Annotated in this window: 20 protein-coding genes and 2 pseudogenes; 13 read left to right on the top strand and 9 right to left on the bottom strand. The window is 67.4% G+C overall.

All coding sequences use genetic code 11. The features are described from left to right. Window positions 1–42 precede the first annotated feature (42 nt). Both ACWPN3_RS08025 and ACWPN3_RS08020 read left to right on the top strand, forming a co-directional pair. Window positions 43–771, top strand: a complete 729-nt coding sequence (locus ACWPN3_RS08025) for a class I SAM-dependent methyltransferase (protein WP_492243615.1) — start codon at window positions 43–45, stop codon at window positions 769–771. Beyond that, window positions 746–1,996 (top strand): glycosyltransferase family protein, encoded by a 1,251-nt coding sequence (locus ACWPN3_RS08020; RefSeq protein WP_492243616.1) that lies wholly within the window; start codon window positions 746–748, stop codon window positions 1,994–1,996. The genes ACWPN3_RS08025 and ACWPN3_RS08020 overlap by 26 nt, the downstream gene beginning before the upstream one ends. A gap of 142 nt (window positions 1,997–2,138) precedes the next feature. On the opposite strand, the pseudogene ACWPN3_RS08015 reads toward ACWPN3_RS08020, so the two are convergent. Next, window positions 2,139–2,902: pseudogene (locus tag ACWPN3_RS08015) on the bottom strand (IS5 family transposase). A gap of 243 nt (window positions 2,903–3,145) precedes the next feature. Beyond that, the gene (locus ACWPN3_RS08010; RefSeq protein WP_492243618.1) at window positions 3,146–4,234 is read right to left on the bottom strand and encodes a 3-oxoacyl-ACP synthase III family protein; all 1,089 of its coding nucleotides are present in this window, start codon (window positions 4,232–4,234) and stop codon (window positions 3,146–3,148) included. A gap of 261 nt (window positions 4,235–4,495) precedes the next feature. Between ACWPN3_RS08010 and ACWPN3_RS08005 the strand changes: the two genes are divergently transcribed. The 6 genes from ACWPN3_RS08005 to ACWPN3_RS07980 all read left to right on the top strand — a co-directional run bounded on the left by ACWPN3_RS08005 (window position 4,496) and on the right by ACWPN3_RS07980 (window position 8,234). Continuing rightward, window positions 4,496–5,272, top strand: coding sequence for an SDR family NAD(P)-dependent oxidoreductase (locus tag ACWPN3_RS08005; protein ID WP_492243619.1), 777 nt, complete (start codon window positions 4,496–4,498; stop codon window positions 5,270–5,272). 9 nt (window positions 5,273–5,281) lie between these two features. Continuing rightward, complete coding sequence (locus ACWPN3_RS08000; protein WP_492243620.1) at window positions 5,282–5,950, top strand: Rieske 2Fe-2S domain-containing protein; 669 nt, start codon at window positions 5,282–5,284, stop codon at window positions 5,948–5,950. Then, entirely contained in the window at window positions 5,947–6,936 is a 990-nt protein-coding gene (locus ACWPN3_RS07995) for an RHO alpha subunit C-terminal catalytic domain-containing protein (protein WP_492243621.1), read from the top strand. Before ACWPN3_RS08000 ends, ACWPN3_RS07995 begins: the two co-directional genes overlap by 4 nt. Continuing rightward, on the top strand, window positions 6,933–7,496 hold the full coding sequence (locus ACWPN3_RS07990) for a GNAT family N-acetyltransferase (protein ID WP_109095190.1): 564 nt from the start codon (window positions 6,933–6,935) through the stop codon (window positions 7,494–7,496). The genes ACWPN3_RS07995 and ACWPN3_RS07990 overlap by 4 nt, the downstream gene beginning before the upstream one ends. A 73-nt stretch (window positions 7,497–7,569) precedes the next feature. After that, window positions 7,570–7,815 (top strand): FitA-like ribbon-helix-helix domain-containing protein, encoded by a 246-nt coding sequence (locus ACWPN3_RS07985; RefSeq protein ID WP_109095191.1) that lies wholly within the window; start codon window positions 7,570–7,572, stop codon window positions 7,813–7,815. Next, window positions 7,815–8,234: a type II toxin-antitoxin system VapC family toxin gene (locus ACWPN3_RS07980; RefSeq protein WP_492243622.1), complete on the top strand. Its 420-nt coding sequence runs from the start codon at window positions 7,815–7,817 to the stop codon at window positions 8,232–8,234. The genes ACWPN3_RS07985 and ACWPN3_RS07980 overlap by 1 nt, the downstream gene beginning before the upstream one ends. A gap of 139 nt (window positions 8,235–8,373) precedes the next feature. Here ACWPN3_RS07980 and ACWPN3_RS07975 read toward each other — a convergent pair whose 3' ends face one another. From ACWPN3_RS07975 to ACWPN3_RS07960, 4 genes and pseudogenes are all read right to left on the bottom strand, one after another. Further along, window positions 8,374–9,657: a DUF1501 domain-containing protein gene (locus ACWPN3_RS07975; protein WP_492243623.1), complete on the bottom strand. Its 1,284-nt coding sequence runs from the start codon at window positions 9,655–9,657 to the stop codon at window positions 8,374–8,376. 14 nt (window positions 9,658–9,671) lie between these two features. Next, entirely contained in the window at window positions 9,672–11,288 is a 1,617-nt protein-coding gene (locus tag ACWPN3_RS07970; protein ID WP_492243624.1) for a DUF1800 domain-containing protein, read from the bottom strand. A gap of 99 nt (window positions 11,289–11,387) precedes the next feature. Next, a complete protein-coding gene (locus ACWPN3_RS07965; RefSeq protein WP_492243625.1) occupies window positions 11,388–12,506 on the bottom strand; it encodes an aromatic ring-hydroxylating oxygenase subunit alpha in 1,119 nt (372 codons plus the stop codon). Window positions 12,507–12,856: 350 nt separating this feature from the next. Continuing rightward, a pseudogene (locus ACWPN3_RS07960) lies at window positions 12,857–13,633 on the bottom strand (sialidase family protein); the annotation flags it as partial. Between the two features lie 392 nt (window positions 13,634–14,025). Here ACWPN3_RS07960 and ACWPN3_RS07955 point away from each other — a divergent pair. The 5 genes from ACWPN3_RS07955 to ACWPN3_RS07935 all read left to right on the top strand — a co-directional run bounded on the left by ACWPN3_RS07955 (window position 14,026) and on the right by ACWPN3_RS07935 (window position 17,798). Next, window positions 14,026–14,640 (top strand): NUDIX hydrolase, encoded by a 615-nt coding sequence (locus ACWPN3_RS07955; RefSeq protein ID WP_492243627.1) that lies wholly within the window; start codon window positions 14,026–14,028, stop codon window positions 14,638–14,640. 6 nt (window positions 14,641–14,646) lie between these two features. Further along, window positions 14,647–14,940, top strand: coding sequence for a hypothetical protein (locus tag ACWPN3_RS07950; RefSeq protein ID WP_109095198.1), 294 nt, complete (start codon window positions 14,647–14,649; stop codon window positions 14,938–14,940). A gap of 136 nt (window positions 14,941–15,076) precedes the next feature. Beyond that, window positions 15,077–17,005, top strand: coding sequence for a PhoX family protein (locus ACWPN3_RS07945; RefSeq protein WP_109095199.1), 1,929 nt, complete (start codon window positions 15,077–15,079; stop codon window positions 17,003–17,005). Between the two features lie 277 nt (window positions 17,006–17,282). Beyond that, complete coding sequence (locus ACWPN3_RS07940) at window positions 17,283–17,507, top strand: hypothetical protein (protein ID WP_492243628.1); 225 nt, start codon at window positions 17,283–17,285, stop codon at window positions 17,505–17,507. 57 nt (window positions 17,508–17,564) lie between these two features. Further along, window positions 17,565–17,798, top strand: coding sequence for a hypothetical protein (locus ACWPN3_RS07935; RefSeq protein WP_109095201.1), 234 nt, complete (start codon window positions 17,565–17,567; stop codon window positions 17,796–17,798). On the opposite strand, the gene ACWPN3_RS07930 is transcribed toward ACWPN3_RS07935, so the two are convergent. The 3 genes from ACWPN3_RS07930 to ACWPN3_RS07920 all read right to left on the bottom strand — a co-directional run bounded on the left by ACWPN3_RS07930 (window position 17,759) and on the right by ACWPN3_RS07920 (window position 21,618). Continuing rightward, window positions 17,759–19,348 (bottom strand): glycosyltransferase, encoded by a 1,590-nt coding sequence (locus ACWPN3_RS07930; protein WP_492261221.1) that lies wholly within the window; start codon window positions 19,346–19,348, stop codon window positions 17,759–17,761. The two genes, ACWPN3_RS07935 and ACWPN3_RS07930, sit on opposite strands and share 40 nt — an antisense overlap. Beyond that, complete coding sequence (locus tag ACWPN3_RS07925; protein ID WP_492243630.1) at window positions 19,345–20,379, bottom strand: lysylphosphatidylglycerol synthase transmembrane domain-containing protein; 1,035 nt, start codon at window positions 20,377–20,379, stop codon at window positions 19,345–19,347. The genes ACWPN3_RS07930 and ACWPN3_RS07925 overlap by 4 nt, the downstream gene beginning before the upstream one ends. Window positions 20,380–20,679: 300 nt before the next feature. Beyond that, entirely contained in the window at window positions 20,680–21,618 is a 939-nt protein-coding gene (locus tag ACWPN3_RS07920; RefSeq protein ID WP_492243631.1) for a hypothetical protein, read from the bottom strand. Window positions 21,619–21,627 lie beyond the last annotated feature (9 nt).

Below are 21,627 nucleotides of genomic sequence, written 5' to 3'. Positions count from 1 at the left end.
CAGGTCCCATGGATAGCGCCGGCTCTCCACCTGAGGCCAGGGATGACCGTGCCTGCTCAGCAAGGGCTGGCCTACGGTTTGGTCGTCCTGGATGACGTGCTGACCTTTGTGGCGCAACCGCGCGCCCTGCTACGGCAGATACGTCGGCTATTGGCACCGGCAGGCTGGCTGTCAATTACTGGGGCGGACAGACCAGATACGGAGCCACTGACCTTGGACGCCGGCGCTTGCCGCCATTTCACTTCTCAGCAATTGGAACGCCTCACACACACCGTGGGCTTTCAAAGCCAGGATCTGCGTCGCCTGGGCGGCCGGTTTGTCCTAACGCTCAAGCTGTTGGAGGAGGTCACCCCAGCCACCATAGCGACGGGGTTCATTGCCGCGTTGAGGCACCGCCGCTGCTTAGCAGCGGAGCGCTGCAGAGCGGTAGCACTACAGGCCGATCAAAGTGCCGTGTGGGGCCTGGGTTCGGATTGGCAGGCCATGGTATCGGAGGAGCCCACTCTGCTCGATGTACTGAGCGGAGGGCGGCTGTCGTTGTTCGACCAATCTCTGGCTGGAAGTCAGGCTTGGGGCCGGCCTATTCTTTCGCCAATGGAATTGCCAGGATTTAGCGGTCCGATCTTGATAACCCCCAGTGTTCCACGCATCCGGGAAGAAATGTGTAATCGTGCCTTGACGGCCGGCTTTGCGGACCGGCTGTTTGACCCGTATGACAGCGACCTAGTCCAACCCGGAGATAGCAATGTACAGACTGGCTGTCATCACTGATACGTTTCAACCATATCAGACCTATTACAATCAGTATCCGGATTTGAAGGATCAGGATTATGAGACGCAAATAAATTACTTTCGCAACCTCCCCCCTGGGTCCTATATGCCCTATGATTACTATTTGCGCGAAATGGGAGTAGATGCCAAGTGCTTTTTTTTCGATGCAGAATATATGCATCGAACATGGGCAAAAGAAAGAGGTATTACCCTTGACCAAACATTGACATGGACGCAACAAGCGCCCGGCCTTTTACTTGGTCAATTGGCTGAATTCAGACCTGATGTGGTTTTTATCTACGCCCTTCGCTGGCGTAGCGATGATTTTCTAAATGCACTGAAAGATAATATTAGATCGATTAGAATTATCGCTGCACAGGAAGGGGGTATTCTGCGGCCAGGAAGTCTTCGTGACCTTGATCTATTGTTTGTCTGTGTCCCGTCCTATGTCGGAATGGGAAAACAAATGGGTGTCAGAACCGAACTTCTCTATCATGCATTCGACACCAGAATTCTTGATTATGCCCCGAACAGGTCAGCGGATCAACGGGACATTTCTTTTAGCTTCTCTGGTGCATCAGGCTATGGCATGGGACCTTTCCATCTACCTCGCTTCTGGGGGCTGCTGGACCTTTTCCAAAGAACCCCGCTGGAGGCATGGCTAGATGAGGCTGCGCTTTATCAACCGGAAATGATGCCGACAGCGTTAGAGATCGATGCGCGGATTTCCAAAGCATCGGATCTTATTGGAAAATATAAATCTGGCACTGTTGCAAATAATCTGCGAGCAGTATTTCAGCAACCCGGACACTCTCCACCTTTTCCCCTATCCCGCTTGTTCCCAAATCGATGCCATCCCGCCGTTTTTGGACTACCGATGTTCGAGCTATTGGGACGGTCCCGCCTGACCTTCAACATGCATTCAACTCCTCCCGGCAAAAATGTTGGGAATATTCGCCTGTTTGAGGCCACGGGCATGGGAGCATGCCTTATTACCGATTCGGCCGATAATTTAGCCGATCTCTTTGTCGAGGATGAGGAGGTGGTTTCATATAGGAACATCGATGAGGCGACAGATAAAATAAACAACCTCCTTATGAACCCGGGACTGCTGCGTAAGATCGCTGCTGCAGGAAATAAAAAAGTCAAATCTTCTCATTCATATATGAATAGGTCGGAGAAAATCAATGAGATTTTCATTGATTCAATATCAAAATCTATCTAAGACTTTGATCTTATAAGCATTAGAACATTTTCCTGTCGCTCGGAATTAAAGGGGTATTCGCGAGAAGAGTGAAATCTGATTCAAGACGAGGGCTGGGGAAGACCAGCCCACATGACAGCACCTCTTTTCCTAGGCCGTAGACTCATAATCCCTGGCACCATAGCCTGACGGCGACGAGCTTCACGGCCGCCAGGAAATTTTCGGGTCGTTTGTCGTATCGGGTGGCGATACCTCTGAACTGCTTGATCTTGTTGAAGAACCTTTCGACAAGGTTCCGCTGACGATAGACCCAGGACGAGAAGACGAAGCTGCCCTTGCGGTTGGTTTTGGGCGGAATGTTGGCCCAAGCCTTCCGCCCGGCGGCTTTGGCGCGGATGGCATTGCTGTCATAGCCTTTGTCGGCCAACAGGATGGCCCCCTCGCCAAGATCCTCCGTCAGGGCGTCGGCTTCGGTGCAGTCGGCAACCTGCCCGGCAGTCAGGCGCAGACGGACGGGGCGGCCTTCCGCATCGACGAGCGCGTGGATTTTGCTGGTGAGGCCCCCACGGGAACGTCCCATGCCGCCATCGTCTCCAGCCCCCTTTTTCCCGTGGCCGCGTGCTGGTGCACGCGAACACAGCTGCTGTCGATCATCACGATGTCGCCGTCGTAGGCTGCCGATACCGCTTCCAGAAGCCGATCCCAGACCCCGGCCTTCCGCCATCGCACGAACCGGTTGTAACAGGTCGTCGAAGGACCATACCGTTCCGGTATCTCCGCCCAGGGCGATCCGGTGCGGAACCGCCACAGAATACCATTCAGAACCCGGCGATCATCCACACGCCGCACACCGCGCGGCTTGTTCGGCAGTAGCGGCGATAGGATCGACCATTCCTGGTCCGTGAGTTCGTAGCGGCGGCGCGTCATCAAGGGCTCCTTCGGGAAACCCTTGAATCACGACACCACTCTCTAGGCCAAGACGATTTATGAGTTTACCGCCTAGGTGACGTCGTGGTGATGGACAATCTTCCCGCTCGTCATCAGGAACGCGATGGGCAGCCGATGATATCGGTCAGAGCGGAGATCGTCACCATATCCTTCCACCGCTGGACCTTATGATGGCTTAGCAGCGCTCCACATTTTCCACCGGAGGCATAGCGGTGTTTGCCTTTACACCGCCAGCACCGGATACCCCTCCGGCAAATCCACCACCTGCGGCTCCGGCATCGGGCCCAGCTCCGCCACCATCGCCCCCCAGGACCAGCCCACCCCGAAGCCGGCCATCAGCGTCTTCACCGGCCCGGCAGCCAGCGGCGCGCCCATGGTGTGGCAGATCGCCAGCGGGATGGAGGCGGAGCTGGTGTTGCCGAAGCCCTGCATGTCGATGATGAACTTCTCCGCCGGGACCTTCATGCGCTTGCGCAAATGCTCCAGCATGAAGGCGTTGGCTTGGTGCAGGACGAAGCGGTCGATGCCATCGACATCGGTGCCGGCATGCTCCATCGCCTCGCGCAGCAGCGGCGGCACGGCGCGGAGCGTGAAGGAGAACACCTCCGCCCCGTTCAGCGTCAGGCGGGAGTCGCGCTCCAGCTGGGCGGCGGCCTCGGCGATCCGGCCGGCGGTGCCGACCGGCGGGATCAGGCTATGGCGCTTGCCGCCAGCCTTGACGAAGATGTGCGGGGCGCCGGCGCCGTCGGTGCCGATCACCACAGGGATGGGGGATGCTGCCGGGTCCACCTCCAGCGCGGTGGCCGATCCGGCATCGCCGAACAGGGGCAGGGTGGCGCGGTCTTCAGGATGCAGGTGACGGGTCGGGTTGTCGCCGCACAGCACCAACGCGCGTCTGGCCGAGGATCCGCCCAGCAGCTTGGCCGCGATCCACAGGCCGTAGACATAGCCGGAGCAACCCAGCGGCACGTCGAAGGCCGCCGCACTGGTCGGCAGCCCGAGCCGGTGCTGCATGATGCAGGCGGTCGCCGGCAGCACGTAATCGGCGTCCTGCGAGACGAAGACCAGCACCTCCACCGTCGCCGGTTCCCAGCCCAGCTGCTCCATCAGCCCTTCCGCCGCCGCGAGGCAGAGATCCGACGCGCAATAGGGAGGCGGCAGCACGCGGCGCTCCTGGACGCCGATGGTGGCGGCCAGCTTCTTCGCCTCCTCCACCGTGAACATGCCCGGATCCTCGACGAAGGAATGACGCTGAGGCGGCACCACCGCGCGCAGGCCGGCGATCCGGATGCCGTCGATGATGGCTTTCATGGCTGTCCTGTCCTTCGCGTCTTCGCAGCCCGGCAGGGGCGCTTGTCTCGGTCGGTGTCCGGCACCATAGCGCACAGTGACGCCGGATTGGTTTCCGAAAGATTGATTGCGCCGCATGGCTCCACCGTCACCGCTGCCGCCAATTGGGAAAGGGGCATGGCGCCCGGCACCAAAAGGCCGCAGCCCCGGACGCACTGATGTCGGCCGGCCGTCGTGCTATGGTCCACGTCCCGATCCGCCACCACCCTGGATTTCCCCGCCATGACCGCCCGCTCCCCGGCCGCCTACAACCCCATGGACCTGACCGGCCGCCGCATCCTGGTGACCGGGGCGTCGGCCGGGATCGGCCGGGCGACGGCGGTGGTGCTGGCGAAGCTGGGCGCCCGGCTGGTGCTGAACGGCCGCGACGAGGAGCGGCTGGCAGAGACCGCCGACCGTCTGGAAGGAGACGACCACGCCATCGCCCCCTTCGACCTGTCGGACCTCGAAGCCGTGCCCGGCTGGGTGAAGGGGCTGTGCGCCGACGACGCCCCCTTCGACGGCATCGCCCACTGCGCCGGCATCCAGACCTTGCGGCCGATCCGCATCTTCTCAGCCGCCTTCTTCGACGAGGTGATGCGGGCCAATCTGGGCAGCGCCTTGGCACTCGCCCGCGGGCTGCGGCAGAAGGGCTGCCATGCCGAGCGGGCGGCAATCGCGCTGATCTCCTCCACCGCCGCCACGGCGGCCTCGCCCGGCAACGTCGTCTATGCCGCCAGCAAGGGCGGCATCATTGCCGCCACCAAGGGGCTGGCGGTGGAGCTGCTGAGCGACGGCATCCGCGTCAACTGCGTCGTTCCCTCCATCGTCGAGACCGAGCTGATCGAGCGCGGCAAGCAGAAGCTGACCGCCGAGCAGTACGAGCATCTGCGCACGCTCCAGCCGCTGGGCTTCGGCCATCCCGACGACATCGCCCACATGATCGCCTATTTGCTCGCCGACACCAGCCGCTGGATGACCGGGTCCATCGTCACGGTGGACGGCGGCCGCACCGCCTGAGGCCCCACGATGCCGAACGAAGCTCCCGAAAGCCGCCGGCCCGAAACCCGCTGGTTCCACCTTTGCCTGGCGGACAACCTCGCCAGCCCCAACGCCTTCGTCACCACGCGGGTGGGGGCGGTGCCGCTGGTGGCGCAGAACATCAAGGGGCGGGTGGTCGCCTTCCGCAACGTCTGCACCCACCGCTTCGCCGTGATCCATGGCGAGCCGGCGGGCTGCGGCCCGCTGCGCTGTCCCTATCACGGCTGGAGCTTCGACGCCGACGGCCTGCCGGTCGGGCTGCCCTTCAACCCGACCGACTTCCAGCTGGAGGCGGAGGGGCGCCGGCGCCTGGCCCTGCACCCGGCCTCCCTGGCCCGCTGCGGCCGGCTGGTCTTCGTCCGGGTGGCCCTCGACGGTCCGTCGCTGGAAGAGGAGTTGGGCGCCGACCTCTTCGCCCGGCTGGCCGCTTTGTCCGACGCCTTCCCCCACCGCGGCGTCGCGTTGGAGCCGGCGGACGGTTGGGAACGCATCGAAGCCGCCAACCTGCGCATCCATCGGGCGCCGGACGGTGCTCTGGTGCTGCACAGCGCCGCGCCAGACGGTGCAGACAGCCGCTTCTCCCGCACCGTCACCCTTTATCCCGCCACCGCCCTCACAACCGCCCCAACAACCGCCGATGCGGAGCTGCCGGCATGAGCGCACATTCCGTCCACAGCATCGTCCCCGAAAACGGCGCCTTCCTGCCCCACAGCCATTTCTGGACAGAGGAAGCCTTCGCGCAGGAGCGTGAGCGGCTCTTCGGCCGCTGCTGGCTCTACATGGGCGTGTTCGACGCCACGAATGTCCTGACCGCCGAGATGGCCGGGCTGTGCTTTGAACTGCGGCGCCAAGGCGAGGCCATGGACGGCGTCTGCCGCGACGGGGATCGGGTGCGGCCCCTGCAGATCGACCGCTGCGGCGCCCTGGTCTTCGCCCGCATCGCACAGGACAACGGTCCCACCCTGGCTGAGCATCTGGCGCCCTATGGCGAGCGGCTGGTCATGATGTCGGCCAACTGCCTCAACCCGCAGGCCCCGGTCGGCATCGCCTTCCAGGCCAACTGGAAAGCGCTGGTCGAGAACACGATGGACGATTTCCACGGCTCCACCGTGCATCCCGACACCATCCATCCCGCCGTGCATCCCGACTGGCAGAACGGGCTCGTCACCGAACGCCATGGCGCCAACAGCGACTCCCACTGGCTGCTGGCCGACGGCACCGCCGGCTGGTGGGCGAAGCTGGACGCCAAGCTGCGCCTGCGCCGCTTTGCCGAAGAGCCCGTCTACCGCCACATTTTCATCTTCCCGAACTTCTATCTGGCGACCTTCTACGGTGCCACGGTGATCCCGCACCGGGTCGATCCGGTCGCTCCCGATTCCGCGGTCCTGCGGTGGCAGCTGTTCCTGCCCACCACCCGGCTGGAAACGGCGCGCGAGCAGGCCTTCCACCGCTCCACCGCCGCTTATCTGATCGAATCCGCCAGCACTGTAATCGCCGAGGACCGCCCGGTCTGCGAGGCGGTGCAGCAGGGCCGCCCGGGCATCGCGGACCTTCCCCACATCACCGGCATCTACGGCCGGCGCGAGCGCCGCATTCTCGACTTCCATCAGGCGATGCTGCGCCAGTTGGGAGAGGCTGCATGAGCGGAACCCTCACCTTCATCGAGCCGACGGAGGACCACGCCCAACTTATGCTCGACTGGCGCACCCGGCCCGACATCGCCGGCCAGATGCTGAGCGTCGTACCCTATGACGTGGAGCGCCAGAAGGCATGGCTGCGGCGCTGTGCGGAACGGGACGACTATGTCCACCGCATCCTCTGCGTCGACGGCGTGCCGGCCGGCCATGTCTCCATCACCATCACCGAACCGGAGTGGCGGATCGCCACCATCGGCGTGCTGATGGGCGAGCGGGCAGGGCGGACGGGGGCGGCCCCGCTGAACTTCGCCTACATGCTGAACCACGTCTTCTTCACGCTGGGGCTGCGCAAGGTGGTGAACCACATCCTGGGCACCAACAGCCCCCGCCTGCTGAAGGGCCAGCCGATGATCGGCTACCGCCCGGTCGGCGTGCTGAAGCGCCAGGTGGTGAAGGACGGGCAGGAGATCGACCTGCACATCTTCGAAATGCTGGCCGAGGACTGGCTGGCGGTGCGCGACCGGTTCAGGGTCTATCAGGACATGGACGGGCGGGAGTGGCGGTGAGGGGGAGAACGCTATCATTGAAATCGATGCAATCACGACCTAACCTTCTTCCCAACATGCCGAGGAGCACAGGATGGCCAGCCTCACGATCCGGAACCTTGAGGATCCGTTGAAAGCCCGGCTGCGGATCCGTGCCGCCCATCACGGGCGTTCCATGGAGGATGAGGCCCGCCACATTCTGCGTGCAGCACTTACGGAAGAGCGGCAGCCGGTTCCGGATCTCGGCGCAGCAATCCACCGGCGCTTCGCGCGGCTCGGCGGCGTCGAGGTAACGGAGGCAAGACGGGAAGCCCTGCGACCTCCGCCCAGCTTCGACTGATGATCGTCCTCGACACGAACGTGCTTTCGGAACTGATGCGCCCGGCCCCGTCCGAAGCCGTACTTCGCTGGTTCGCCGGACACCCCGCCGCCACCCTGTTCACGACGACGATCACCCAAGCGGAGATTCTCTTCGGTCTCGCCCTGCTGCCGGAGGGGCGGCGGCGAAGCGACCTGCTAATGGCGGCGGAGCAGATGTTTGCCGAGGACTTCGCCGGCCGGGTGCTGCCCTTCGACAGCATGGCGGCAAAAGCCTTCGCGCCCATCGCTGCGGGACGACGGCAACAAGGCCGGCCAACCGGGGCCTTCGATGCGCAGATCGCTGCTATCGCTGCATTCCGTGGCGCTTCCTTGGCAACCAGGAACGTGGCGGATTTTCTGGATTGCGGGGTGCCAATCATCAATCCGTGGGAAAGTTAAAGTCAGCCGCCCTGCCAGACCGCGACCATTTTCCCCTCAACTCGCTGCCCCCGGATGCGGAGAAGCGGCGCAGCGCCGACATCCAGAATGTTCCCGTCGATCCGCGGCTCTTCACACCAATGTCGGCGGACTGACCGCCTTACCCCCGCAGCACCCCCAGCGGCGCCCCCTGGAATCCTGGAAAGCCGCGCGCCGCCGGTGCGCCGATCAGTTCCGACAGCACCGTCCGGTAATCGGTGGTGACCGCCAGATCGACGCCGCGGTCCAGCTGGTGGCTGGCCAGCCCCGGCCAGCGGCCCAGCATGCGCCCGCCCGCCACCCGGCCGCCCAGCACCAGCATGGCGCCGCCATGGCCGTGGTCGGTGCCCTGGCTGCGGTTGCCGCGCAGGCGCCGGCCGAACTCGCTCATCACCACCACCGTCAGGTCGCGCTCATAACGCCGGGTATCGGCATGGAAGGCGGCAAGCGCGCGCGACAGCTGACCGGCGGCACTGGCGAAGCGCCCCTGCTGGTTCTCGTGTGTGTCCCATCCGCCGACATCGACGCAGGCCGCCCGCAGGCCGATGTCCATCTTCAGCACGCGGGCCACCGTCTGCAACGCCCGCCCGGCCTCGGTCTCCTCATAGACGGCCCCGCCCTCTGCATCATATGCGGCGACCTTGCCGTCGGCCCCGCGCGGCAGTCGGCCATCGACCGCCGACAGCCCGTCGAGCGCCGCCCGCGCCGCCCGCTCATAGGCGCCGTCTCCCTGCCGGCAGAGCGCCGCCAGCACCGCCGCCGCCTGCGGCCCGCCGGGAGGGGCCAGCCCGCCGCGTAGGTCGGGCACGGCGAGCGCGCCACCCATACCGGCCAGGGCGGCGGCCGGAGCGGCGGCGGTGCCGATGGCCGGAACGCGTCCTTGCAACCCCTCGGCGTGCCCGCCCTCGCCAAGCCAGCGGGCAACCCAGCCGCTGCCGGTGCGGGCGAGGTCCTCCTCGCGGGCGATGCCGCGCTCCATCAGGTCCTGGGCGACGAAATGGCTGCGGGTGCCGTCGGTCAGCCCCACCGCATGGACGATGGCGAGCCGGCGGGCGGCATACAGCTCCGCCAGCGGGGCGGCGTCCGGATGCAGGCGGAAGTCGAGGGAAGGGGCCAGCGTCTGGTCCAGCCGGATGCCGGCCTTCGGCCCCTCCGCCATCACCCGCAGCTCCGGCGTCCGCGCGGCGCGATAGTCGGGGTCGTCGGCCGGCGCCACCAGTGCCAGCATGTCCGCCCCGCCGCGCAGGAACACCACCACCAGCGTGCCGGCCGGCGCTTCGGCAGAAAATCCATCGGCGGCAAAGGCGAGGCTGCGGACGCCGGGCAGCCCCGTCAGCACGCTCCCGGCCAGCCCGAGTCCGGCCGCCAAGCCGCCCTGCATCACACCGCGGCGTGAAATCGTCATGGCTCAAGCCTCCCTCAACGCTGGTTGAAGCGTGGCGCCATCGCCACGAAGGCGGCGATCCGCCGCAGCCGGCCATCGTCGGTCTTGGCGCCCGCCGTCGTGCCGGGCGTCAGCATCGCGTCGGCCGCCAGCCCCATGCCGGTCAGGATGGCGGCGGTGGTCGCCCGATCCGGCTCGCGGCCATGCAGGATCTCCTGCCAGCGGTCCACCGCCGCCGCGGCCGACAGCGGGGCCGGGAAACGGGCAGCGAGGTCGATGGCCCCGGTCTCCCAGCGGTTCTCCGCCAGCCCGAGCAGCAGCGACCAGCGCCGGCGCATGGCGGCGGCTCCCAGCCACGCCTCCATCCGGTCGGGATGGCCGACCGGGGCGGGCCAGCCGAACAGCCGCTGGCCGCTGCCGTCCAGCTCACCCAGCAGGGCGTTGGTGGGGACGAGATCGATGCCGGCGCCGCGGGCGAAGGACGCCACCAGCTCCAGCGGGCGCTTCACCTTGGCGTCGCGGATCCGGGCGAAGTCGGGGGAGAGCGCGATGGCGCGGACGACGCGGGCGATCTGGTCCGGCTTGCTGCGGCTCTCCGTCCACACCCGCGCCGCCAGGGCGACCAGCCCGGCCGGCGGATCGTCGGCGACCAGCCGCCGGCACAGCGCGGTACAGAGGTTGCGCGCTGTCGCCGGATGGTCGGCAACGAGGTCGAGCACGCGGCGCCCGTCGTCCATCGGCGACTGGAAGGGGTCGAACTCCCGCCCCAGCACCCGCTTCTGGTAACTGTCGTGCCAGCCCTCGACATAGGTGAAGCGGCCGGTCACCGGCAGCCTGGCGTCGCCGCCCAGCCCGGCGCCGTCCTCCAGCGTCCAGCCGGTGAAGGCGCGGGCGGCCTCGTAGACATCCTGGTCGATGTAGCCGTCGGGGGCGCCGCGCAGCGCCCCCGGCACGTCGCGCCAGCGGTTGTAGAGCGCGTTCAGATAGGCGTCGCGCCCCAGCCCGTGCAGCTCGAACAGCTCGCGGGCGTAGTTCTCGTTGGCGGCGCCGGCACGGGACGAGCGGTTGTTCAGATAGACCTGCATGGCGCTGCTGGTCGCCACCGCCTCCAGGAAGGCGCGGAAATTGCCCAGCGCATGGCGGCGGATCACGTCGCGGTCATAGACGGGGAGGGCGGCGGCCACCGCCGGCTCGCCCGCCGCGTTGACGTTGAAATGGTTGTGCCAGAAATCGACCAGCACCTCGCGCAGCTGCCAGCGGCTGTGGACGGCGCGGATCAGTGTGGCGGCTGCGGTCTCCAGCCGCGGCCTCTGCCGCTCCGGCCCGGCGACCGCCGGACGGTTGGCGGCCAGCGGCCACAGCGCCTCGATGGGTTGGCCCAGGCAGGCCAGCGGCCGGTCCTCGTCCACCGCCTCCCAGCCGTCCCCGGCGGGATAGCGGATGCGCAGCCTGGCAGCTGCGAGATGGCGCTCGACCTCGGGGTCGTCATGACCATCGGAGGAAAGATCGGGAGACAGCTGCCGGTCGAGCCAGCGGGCCAGCCAGTCGGGCCGGCCGGTATCGATATCACCGGCGCCGATTTCCGCGGTTCGTGGACCGAAGGCAAGCCGGCCGAAAACGACGGCAGGGGGAATCGTCATGGTGCCGCCCATGGTGGATGAACCTCCGACGACCAAGCCCCCTGCCCGATGATGACAGACCCCCAGTTCCCCGGACAGCGACAAAAAAGCGGCGGCAGGGGGGAGACGGCGTCAGCCCATCATTCCCCGCCACACCGCGTGGAACTGCTGGATGCGCTCCTCGTTCAGGCCGAGCATCGCCGGGCGGTCCGTCTGGCGGCACCCCCGGAAGGCCAGCTCCGACGCCTCTTGGTCCTCGCGCAGCAGGGCGACGTTGAGATCGCGGGCACCCTCCTCGATCAGGCGGCGGGCGGCGGGACCGCCCCTGCCGGCATCGCCGTCCGGATCGGCCAGGAACAGGCGGAGGCTCAGCGCGCAGCGGTCGGGGCCCCGCGGATCGTAGGTCTGGACGCTCATCACAGCACCGCGGGTGAAGCCGATCTCCAGGTTGGGGAAGATGTGCAGGTGGTCGTACTCGCGCAAAGCCGGGCTGGGGCGGAAGCCCAGCCGGTCCGACACGCCGTCCCACCAGCGGGCACTCCTGTCCGACACCGACGTGACGCCGCGGGAGTGGGCGCCGTCATAGTCGCAGCGCCAGTCGCCCTTCACCAGCTTGCGGAAGGTGGTCGGGTGGGTGAGGTCGGCGTGATAGACCTCCAGCACGCTTTCCACCCCCATCTTCCAGTTGGCGGCCCACTCCATCGACTGCTCGTCGAAGGGGCGGACGAAGATCTCCGAGGCATGGCGCAGCACGTCGGCAGTGACGCCCAGCCAGTCGTCGAGATCCGGCCCCTCCGCCGCCACCCGCAGGAAGACGAAGCGCCCGCACACCCCCACCGCCACCGGGGTCAGGGAGCGGCCGCAGCGGCCCTCGCGGTCGAGACCGAAATTCGCCTCGTTGCCGGGGATGCCATAGGGCACGCCGTCGCGGTCGAAGGTCCAGCCATGATAGCCGCAGCGCAGCATGCCGTTGCCGCGCTGCGCCCGGTGGATCAGGGCGAAGCGGTGGGTGCAGACATTGCGGAAGCCCCGCAGTTCCCCCTCGAAATTCTGCACCAGCACATCCAGCCCGCCGATGCGCCGGGTCAGATAGTCGTTGGGCCGGGCGAGGTCGTCGGTGAAGCCGGCGAAAACCCAGGACCGGCGGAAGACCCGCTCCTCCTCCGCCCGGAAGATCTCCGGGTCGTGGTAGGCGGCGGGGGCGATGCCGGGAACGGCCTTGGCGGCGAAGAAGGGGAGGGGGCTTTCCATGATGCAGGAAGGGTAGCCTGCGCCCCGCCGGCCGGTCCAGGGCACAGCGGGTCGCAGGCACTCTCTCCCCTCACGGCCGGAACAGCGTCGCCTCGATCCCGCGCAGCCCCGTGGCGTCGCAGATGTAATAGGCGACCATGGCACGGCCGTCCGGCAGCACCGCCGCCCAGGGATATCCCAGAATCCGGTGCCGGCCCGTCGTCGCGCAGCACCAACTCCGTCCCCTCGTCCGGCTGCTGGCGGCGCGGGTCGTAGAGGCGGGCGCGGACTCCATAGGGCGCATGGCGGTAGCCGCCGGCGAGCAGCAGCCGGCCATCCGGCAGCGGGCAGGCGTCATAGGGATGGCCGACCACCGCATGGCGCCGCCAGGGCTCCCAGCTGTGGCCCATGTCGGTGGAGCGCGAGGTCGCCAGATGGTCGTCCAGCCCGGTGGTGCGGTGGAAGGCGTGCAGCACGCCGTCGGCGTCCAGATGCAGCGCCGTCTCGCAGAAGCCGGCCCTGGCCTCGGGATCGATGGCGATGACCGCCCGGTGCCCCCAGCTTTCCCCCCGGTCGGTGGAGGCGAAGAGATGGCTGGCATAGGTGCCGGTGGAGGGGTGGTGGGTGTAGCCGGTCTGCAGGATCGTGCCGTCCGGCGCCTCCACCGCCCGGCCGCGCACCGCCCCGCCATGGAAGGGCCGCCGGCCCGGCACGATGTCGGGATGGCCGGGCAGCGGGGGCAGGTCGCGGTGCGCGGTCCAGCTCCGCCCGCCATCGTCGCTGTGCCGGCTGTAGCCGCCCCAGAAGATGTAGAGGTCGCCGGTCTTCTGCGGGTTGCCGGTCAGCCCGATCCCCAGCGCGCGCAGCGCGTCCCCCTGGGACGACGGCACCGGATACCAGCGGAATCCGGTCAGCAGGATGCGGCCGTCGCGAAGAATGAGCAGGCTGGCGTCCTGGTCGGCCGCCTGCGGATCGGCGGGCAGGGCCGTTTCCTCTCCCAGCGGCTCCGCATCGGGGCCGAGCCGCAGCAGGACGGTCTGGGAGCGGGAATCGAGATGGTCGACATGGTTGAACCCGGTCTCTCCCGCCCGGTATTCTGCCCCGCGCAGCCAGCGATGGTCGCGGGCCCGCCGGAAGGCCAGCAGCATCGTTCCCTCCTGTCCCGGCACGGTCGGGGCCAGCGACGGGAAGGACGCATAGAAACGCGGGTCGCGGTACAGCACGCGATGCTCGACACCGGTCATGGCCATCGGGTTTCCCTGCCTTCTTCAGTCCTCACAAGACCGCAAGGCTTATAACCCGTAACGCCGCGCCTCGGCAGCAGAGCGGCAAGGCGAAGGCCGACGGTTCCGGCCCGACGGCCCGCAGGGGCTGGAGGCGGCGGGAGTTTCGGCGGACGGGCTGGCCCCTTCGTGAACCGGCTCTCCGCGGCGGCCTGAAGCCCCATCCCGGTCCTTCCCCATGAGGGGGACTGGACGCCGGTGGGCGGGGGCTGATAGGCGATAGGGCCAACCGCACCCGACACAGAACAGCCCAGCCGATGCCCGGACACCGCCCCTACCGCCTGCACCGCCCCTGGACCGTGCTGGGCAGCCGCGAGCTGCTGGACGCCGATCCGTTCCTGAAGGTCCGGGTCGAGACGGTGGAGCTGCCGGACGGGCGGCGGATCGACGATTACTACCAGTTCGACCAGCCCTCCTTCGCCTGTATCTTCGCCGAGACGGCGGACGGGCGGATCGTCACCTACCGCCAGTACCGCCACGGCCCGCGCAAGGTCGGGCTGGTGTTTCCAGGCGGGCATCTGTCGCCCGGCGAGGATCCGCTGGCCGCCGCCAGGCGCGAACTGATGGAGGAGACGGGGATGGAAGCGGAGGCCTGGACCGACCTCGGCGCCTACATCGTCAACGCCAACCAGGGCGGGGCCTGGTCGCACATGTTCCATGCCACCGGCTGCCGCCGGGTCGCCGATCCGGTCTCCGACGATCTGGAGGACACCGAGATCCTGTTCCTGACGCGGACGGAGCTGCAGGAGGCCATCGGCCGCGGCGAGATGCATCTGCTGACCCAGATCGCCCTGGTCAGCATGGTCTGGCAGGCCGAGATCGCCCGGGCGGTCTCCCGTCCCCAGTCACCGGACACAACCAGCCAAGGATAAAGCCGGATGATCCGCTCTCCCCATATGCCCCTGATGGCCGCCCTGCTCCTGGCCGCCGCCCTCCCGACCGCCTCGCCCGCCGCCGCCGAGCCGATGAAGGGCCGCTACGAGCTGCGCTGCCAGGACCCGCAGACCCGGCAATGGACGGTCGCCGGCCAGGTCACCGACCCGGAGATCGCAGAACAGCCGGCAGCCGGCGGGAAAGCCGGCGGACGCGTGGTGCGCGGCACCGGGGCGGACGGCAAGCCGGTGGCGCTGCCGATGCCGTCGGACCGCACCTGCATGCTCAGCGCCCGCTGACCGTCAAACTGTAACATCCCCGCGGTAGCTTCCCGACGCTCGCCAAGAACAAGGCTGCGCCGAACGGGCTCCCATGGCCCGGCGGCGCGCCGCATGCCAGCCGCTTGCCCTGATGAGGGTTCGGGAGACATCCGCCATGACCGATCTGTCCGTCCATCTGCCTGAAACGTCGCGCCGTTCGGTGCTCCGCGCCCTCGCCGGGCTGCCGCTGCTGCCGGTCGCCGGCATCGGCGCCGGCGAGCTGCTGTTCGCCTCGGGCGCCGAGGCCGCCGCCGCCAAGGGTGCGCCGGTCGCCGTCGAGTTCGTCGGCATGGCCGCCCCCACCGCCGCCGCGGCGCAGGCGAAGACCACGGTCGAATCCAGCATGGTGGTGACCTGGGCCGACGGTTCCAAGCAGAGCTTCGCTCTCGGCTACCAGCCGCTGTTCATCACCGGCGATCACGTTCCGGACGGCAAGGGCGGCACCATCCTGGCCGGCGGCTACGTCGACATCGCCGGCAAGCCGATCCTGGACGCCTCGCTGGCGACCCCGTCGCAGTTCTTCTCCGACTGCCCGGACGGCTGCAACCTGCTGGCCCCGATCCCCGGCGCCAAGGTGGCCGGCGTCACCGGCAACACGCTGTTCGCCGTCGTCCAGTTCGAATACACCACCCGCGATTCCAAGGACGCCTCGATGTACGGCAAGCTGCCGTCGCCGATCGCCGTCCTGACGCTGGACCAGAACAAGGAGACCGGCGCGCTCAAGCTGGTGCAGTACCACAATGTCGACACCAGCGGCGTGCACGGCCTGTGGATCACCTGCGGCGCCAGCCTGTCGCCCTGGAACACCCACCTGTCGAGCGAGGAGTACGAGCCGGACGCGGCCGCGCTCGACGACCAGTTCCGCGCCTACAGCAAGAACCTGTTCGGCGACGAGACCAAGGCCAACCCGTACCATTACGGCCACCTGCCGGAAGTGACGGTGAACCTGGACGGCACCGGCAGCATCAAGAAGCACTATTGCCTCGGCCGCATCTCGCACGAGCTGGTGCAGGTGATGCCGGACGAACGCACCGTGCTGATGGGCGACGACGCCACCAACGGCGGCCTGTTCATGTTCATCGCCGACAAGGCCAAGGACCTCTCCGCCGGCACCCTCTATGCCGCGAAGATGGAGCAGGAGGCCGGCAAGGATCTCGACAAGGGCGGCGCCTTCGGCCTGAAGTGGGTCAAGCTGGGCCATGCCACCAGCGCCGAGATCGAAAAGCTGGCCGACAGCCTGAAGGCCGCCGACATCGTCGAGGTGAAGAAGGAGGATCCGAAGGACCCGTCCTTCACCCTCATCCCCTTCAGCGGCAAGACCCAGTGGGTCAAGTTCAAGCCGGGCATGGAGAAGGCCGCCGCCTTCCTGGAGACCCACCGCTACGCCCCGACCGTCGGCGCCACGCTGGCGCTCACCAAGCTGGAGGGCGTCACCGTCAACGCCAAGGACAAGACCGCCTACATGGCGGTGTCCTACATGTACAAGTCGATGAGCGACGGCAAGAGCGGCATCAAGGTCGACGCCATCAACGCCGGCGCCGTCTATCAGCTGCCGATGAAGGCCGGCCAGACCGACATGGCCGGTGCGGCCATCGACAGCGAGTGGGTGCCGGTGCATTTCAGCGCCGTCCCGGCCCTGGTCGGCCGTGACCTCGCCACCCCGGACGCCATCGGCAACACCGCCGACGCCGACCGCATCGCCAACCCCGACAACCTGAAATTCTCCGAGAAGCTGCGCACGCTGCTGATCGGCGAGGACAGCGGCGCCCACGTCAACAACTTCCTGTGGGCCTACAACGTCGACACCAAGCAACTGTCCCGCCTGCTGTCCTGCCCGGCGGGCGCGGAGTCGACCGGCCTGCAGGCGGTCGACGACGTCAACGGCTTCTCCTACATCATGAGCAACTTCCAGCACCCCGGCGACTGGGAGAAGGGCCTGCACGACAAGGTCAAGGACAGCGTCGCCGGCCTGATCGACGATGCCTACCGCAACCGCCGCAGCGGCGGCGTCGGCTACATCCACGGGCTGCCGCAGGCGGTCTGAGAAACACAGCCGGGCAGGGTCTCTGCGGGGGCTGGACGGGCAGGGAAGAACGCGGCCGGGCAACCGGCCGCGTTTTTTCATGCCTGCATCGTTCATGGCCGGATCGAAAGAAGTAACACTACCGCCAAATCGCGCAGCTGCGTTTTTCTTGGAAGAGGTAATCACCAATCGACCTAGGACCAATCGGTGATCTTAACACCTCGTTAACTGGCGGAATGGCTCAATAAGCTCATCAGAACGGGCAAGAGCCTCCACCTCGAATACAGGGATCGCCACCATGTCCAAGATCGAATGCGCCGCCAGCATCTTCGCTTCTGCTTCCCTGCACCTGGATGTGGTCGATGAGTTCATCGCGATCACCCAGTCGAAGCTGGACGGCAGCACCAGCGATTTCACCCGCGACAGCCTGGCCGACCTGCTCGCCGGCCTGACCGAGCAGCGCGAGACCTACCGCTCGGTTCTCGCCGCCGCCGAACCCGCCATCACCGCGCTCGCCGCCTGATCCGGCCGTTCCGGTCCGCTCCCGCCGCCACCCTCTCTTCCGCGAAAGACCGCCATCATGACCGCCCAGAACGCTGCTCCCACCGCCGCTCCCATCGCTCAGGACGTTCTCGCCTCCGCCACCCTGCACCTGGACGTGCTGGAGGAGTTCATCGCCGTCGTCCGCCGCCGGCTGGCCTCGACCACCGACATTTTCGCCCGCGACAGCCTGACCGACCTGCTGCTGAACCTGACCGAACAGCGCGACGGCTATCAGGCCTTCCTGCCGCTCGCCGCCGCCGAACCGGTGTGAAGGCTCAGAAAGCCTTCAGCTTCTTCCAGGCGAACACCACCATGCGGGCCAAGAGCCAGCCGTGGGTGAAACGGGAGATTCTGGGTTTCGCCATAGCTGCGGTCGGCGTAGCGCACCGGCACCTCGACGATCTTCAGGTTCTGCTTGGCAGCGCCGAAGATCAGGTCGAAGTCGCCGAACGGGTCGAAGTCGCCGAAGTAATGGCGGTTGGCGACGATGGTCTCGTAATCCTTGCGCCACAGCACCTTGGTGCCGCACAGCGTGTCGGTGAAGCGCTGGTTCAGCAGGAAGGAGAAGATGCGCGCGAAGGCCCGGTTGGCCAGGAAGTTCAGGAAGCGCATCGCCTCCGGCGCCATCGGGTAGACGAGCCGCGTGCCGTTCACGAATTCGCCGCGCCCCGACACCATCGCCTGGTAGAATTTCCCCATCGTCTCCGGCGGCACCGTCAGGTCGGCGTCGAGGATGATCAGGATGTCGCCGCGCGCCACATTGAAGCCGGCGCGCACCGCGTCGCCCTTGCCCTTGCCGGGCTGCTTCATGACCTTGATGTCCCAGTCGGGATAGGCGTCGCGGACGCGCAGGCATTCCTCGTAGGTGTTGTCCTGGCTGTTGCCCTCGACATAGATCACCTCGACGTCGGGAGCGAAGCGGGGCAGCCGGCGGATGGCGTTCTCGATGTTGCCGCGCTCGTTGCGGCAGGGGATCAGCACGGTGACCGAAGCCGGCTTGCCGTCGACCGTCACCGCCTCGACGGTGGGCTGCGGCCGGGCGACGACATAGTTGCGCACGCACAGCCGGCGGATGCCGGGCAGGGGGGCGATGTAGCGGTTGACCAGCGTGCCGAGCCCGAGCAGCCGCTTCGGGATCAGCTGGCGCCATTCGCGGCGCACCGGCTCCCAGCCGGCCAGATCCAGCAGGTTGACGATGTCGCTGGTCGACAGCCAGTTCTGCTTGCCCTGCGGCATGCGCATCCTGAGCTTCTCCGCCGCCCACAGAATCGGTTCCCAGACGCGCGAATGGTAGCTGACGATGATGCGGGTCTTCGGCGTCGCGACCCGGCGCAGCAGGCGCAGCGTCTCCTCGATGTCGTCCAGGAAGCCGATGGTGCCCGACAGCAGGATGTGGCTGAACGGCCCTCCAATGGCCGCTATGCTGTCGATGGTCGCCGGATCCTCGGCGTCGGCGGCGATCAACTCCAGCTGCGGATGGCGGGCCTTGGCCTCGGCGATGGTCGCCGGGCTGAGGTCGATGCCGACGCCGCGCGCCGGCTTCAGCGCCGCCAGCGTGTCGCCGACGCCGCAGCCGATCTCCAGCACCGTCGCCCCTTCCGGAATCAGGAAGCGCAGATAGGCGCGGTCGGCGTCATGGAAGGCGCGGTTGCGCTCGGCCCAGCGGTCGCGCAGGGGAGCCATGGCGTCGAACAGCGAACGGATGCGCTGCTGGCGCGGGGAGAGGCCGCGCGTCCCGGCAGCGGCGTGGGGCGTGGCATCCGGCATGGCAGCCGTCACGGTGACGGGCTGGGAAAGCGTCGAGGTCGGCTGGTCGGTCATCGCGAAAAATCCGTGGGAAAGGCCTCAGCCCCGCCGGGAGCGGTCTGAAGGGACGTTTGGTCGGCCGTTTGGGACGGTGTCTGGGCCGGTGTCCGGTGGTCTGGCTGGATGGCAGTCTCGTTGCGCAGCAGCAGCCAGAAGACGCCGCCGGGCAGCGACAGGATGGCAATCGACAGTCCGATCAGCAGCGAGACCAGAAGGGCCGCGTCGGCATTGAAGCCGAGCAGCGCGAAGCCGGCGACCATCGCGCCCTCGCGCACGCCCCAGCCGCCGAGCGAGACGGGCAATGCCGCGGCGACGATGGCGGCCGGCACGATGGCCAGCCCGTCGAGCCAGCCGACCGGCAGGCCGACGGAGCGGGCGAACAGGATGGTGGCGCCGATGGTGGCGAGGTGGACACCGATGCTGTGGCCCAGCGCCGCCCAGGCGGCCGGGTTGCCGCCCATGGCGCGCAGCTGCGCCACGGCGGTCCACACCGTCCGCCCCAGCGCCCCGTCGCGCAGCCGCTTCGGGATCGGCAGCCGGTCGCGCGGGATGCGCCCGGCCAGCAGCAGAAGCCCCATGGCCACCGCCAGCACCAGCGCCCCGGCCAGCACGGTGGCGGCGACGGCAGGCGGTGCCACCGCGGCCAGATGCGGCAGCCCGACCAGCCCGATCAGCACGACGCCCAGCAGGGCCATCAGCCGGTCGACCAGCAGGGCCAGCATCACCGGGCCTGCGGGATGGCCGAGCCGCCAGGTGAACCAGCCGCGCAGCAGGTCGGCCCCAACCGATCCCGGCAGGATCTGGCCGAGGAATCCGCTGGCCATCTGCAGGCGGAAGGCGGTCCAGCGGGTCAGCGAGAATCCGGCGGCGCGGCCGACCGACCGCCACCGCTGCGAGGCGAAGGGGAGGGTCAGCGCCTTCACGGCGAAACCGGCGGCGAACAGCAGGGGATCGGCGGCCGACAGGCGCGCGGCGATGCCGGACCAGTCGGCTCCGGCGGCGAGCGCGCCCAGCACCGCGACCGTCACCGCCAGCTTGACCAGCACCGGCCACCGCCGTCCGGCCGGCTTCTCCGGACCCGGTTGGCCCGAGCTGGGTTGCCCTGGGCTGGGTTGCCCTGGGCTGGGTTGCCCCGGACCGGGAGCCGGGCCGGAACCGGGCTTCGCCGATTGGGCGAAGGGGGTGTCGAGCAGAGCCTGGGCCATCATTCCCGCATGGAAATCCGGGTGCCGCGGGACAGCGGCGCCGAACGGGCCGTTGTAACGGCTCACGCCCGGCTTGTCACCCGGTCAGGCGGGAGAGGGGGCTGGCGGGAGAGGCGGGCAGGGGGGCTGGCGGAAGGGAAATCAGCCTGCCGTGCGCCCGGCCGCCCCTTCCTTGAGGATCGACATGACCGTATCGACCAGCTTGCCGGCATTCTCCTGGACATAGCCCGGTTCGCTTCTCGACTGGATCATCAGCCAGGGCTGGGCGCTCGTCCCCTGCTCGGGATCGAAGAAGCCGAGCCGAGCCTTGGACTTCTGGAATTCCGAATGGTGCTCGCTGTCAGCCCGCATCGCGGCACCGAACGCACCATTGTCCACCGCCGCCTGCGACGCCGCGGCATCGGGACCGTTCAGCATGTCGACCAGACCGGCCTTGACCTCGTCGGCCGACATCTTGCCCAGCTTGTCGAAGGCCCGGTTGTCCAGCCAGATCTCCACCTGCTTGTCGTCGGTTCCCTGGGATCCTGGCAGGAACAGCGTGATCAGGGAGGATTTGTCCCAGCCTTCCGGCGGTACCGACGCTCCCGATTGACGTTTGGCTTCCCAGTCCTTCACCTCCTGGGATTTTTCCGGCATGGCGATGCCCCTCGACACCGCCTGCCGCTCCACGACCTTGCCGATCTCGCCACTCAGCAAGACGTTGCCGGTGCTTTCGCCCTCCGCCTCGAAGCCGAACTGGCTGCGCAGCGACTGCATGCTTTGTCGGATGAAGTCTCCTCTCGCCAGGTGATAATCCATGACCTTCTCCATGCGCGCACTCATCGCCTTGAAATCCGCGAAACTGAGGTCGCCTTCGATCTTCAGCTGGACCGGCGGTGCGGACGGACCTCCCGGAGCGTCGGCTGCCCCGGTCATCTGCGAGATCGCCTGTGCCGACAGCGACACCGTATCGCCCGCAGTCTTGGTCTGGGGCGAGGCTGGCGACGCGGTCTTGAAGGATGCGGGAGAGGAGGATGGAGCAGGAGGAGGCGCAGAAGGCGGTGCCGACTTCAGCTTCGTCAGCAACGAGAGCGGCGACATGGCGCCTTC

This window comes from Azospirillum sp. UENF 111221, from assembly GCF_058780625.1.
This window is presented reverse-complemented; position numbering and strand designations above follow the sequence as displayed.

Bases quoted from the DNA above. Each gene is read 5' to 3' on its own strand.
- ACWPN3_RS08025 (WP_492243615.1), top strand. From the start codon at position 43: ATGACCGTGCCTGCTCAGCAAGGGCTGGCCTACGGTTTGGTCGTCCTG.
- ACWPN3_RS08020 (WP_492243616.1), top strand. From the start codon at position 746: ATGTACAGACTGGCTGTCATCACTGATACGTTTCAACCATATCAGACC.
- ACWPN3_RS08010 (WP_492243618.1), bottom strand. From the start codon at position 4,234: ATGAAAGCCATCATCGACGGCATCCGGATCGCCGGCCTGCGCGCGGTG.
- ACWPN3_RS08005 (WP_492243619.1), top strand. From the start codon at position 4,496: ATGACCGCCCGCTCCCCGGCCGCCTACAACCCCATGGACCTGACCGGC.
- ACWPN3_RS08000 (WP_492243620.1), top strand. From the start codon at position 5,282: ATGCCGAACGAAGCTCCCGAAAGCCGCCGGCCCGAAACCCGCTGGTTC.
- ACWPN3_RS07995 (WP_492243621.1), top strand. From the start codon at position 5,947: ATGAGCGCACATTCCGTCCACAGCATCGTCCCCGAAAACGGCGCCTTC.
- ACWPN3_RS07990 (WP_109095190.1), top strand. From the start codon at position 6,933: ATGAGCGGAACCCTCACCTTCATCGAGCCGACGGAGGACCACGCCCAA.
- ACWPN3_RS07985 (WP_109095191.1), top strand. From the start codon at position 7,570: ATGGCCAGCCTCACGATCCGGAACCTTGAGGATCCGTTGAAAGCCCGG.
- ACWPN3_RS07980 (WP_492243622.1), top strand. From the start codon at position 7,815: ATGATCGTCCTCGACACGAACGTGCTTTCGGAACTGATGCGCCCGGCC.
- ACWPN3_RS07975 (WP_492243623.1), bottom strand. From the start codon at position 9,657: ATGACGATTTCACGCCGCGGTGTGATGCAGGGCGGCTTGGCGGCCGGA.
- ACWPN3_RS07970 (WP_492243624.1), bottom strand. From the start codon at position 11,288: ATGGGCGGCACCATGACGATTCCCCCTGCCGTCGTTTTCGGCCGGCTT.
- ACWPN3_RS07965 (WP_492243625.1), bottom strand. From the start codon at position 12,506: ATGGAAAGCCCCCTCCCCTTCTTCGCCGCCAAGGCCGTTCCCGGCATC.
- ACWPN3_RS07955 (WP_492243627.1), top strand. From the start codon at position 14,026: ATGCCCGGACACCGCCCCTACCGCCTGCACCGCCCCTGGACCGTGCTG.
- ACWPN3_RS07950 (WP_109095198.1), top strand. From the start codon at position 14,647: ATGATCCGCTCTCCCCATATGCCCCTGATGGCCGCCCTGCTCCTGGCC.
- ACWPN3_RS07945 (WP_109095199.1), top strand. From the start codon at position 15,077: ATGACCGATCTGTCCGTCCATCTGCCTGAAACGTCGCGCCGTTCGGTG.
- ACWPN3_RS07940 (WP_492243628.1), top strand. From the start codon at position 17,283: ATGTCCAAGATCGAATGCGCCGCCAGCATCTTCGCTTCTGCTTCCCTG.
- ACWPN3_RS07935 (WP_109095201.1), top strand. From the start codon at position 17,565: ATGACCGCCCAGAACGCTGCTCCCACCGCCGCTCCCATCGCTCAGGAC.
- ACWPN3_RS07930 (WP_492261221.1), bottom strand. From the start codon at position 19,348: ATGACCGACCAGCCGACCTCGACGCTTTCCCAGCCCGTCACCGTGACG.
- ACWPN3_RS07920 (WP_492243631.1), bottom strand. From the start codon at position 21,618: ATGTCGCCGCTCTCGTTGCTGACGAAGCTGAAGTCGGCACCGCCTTCT.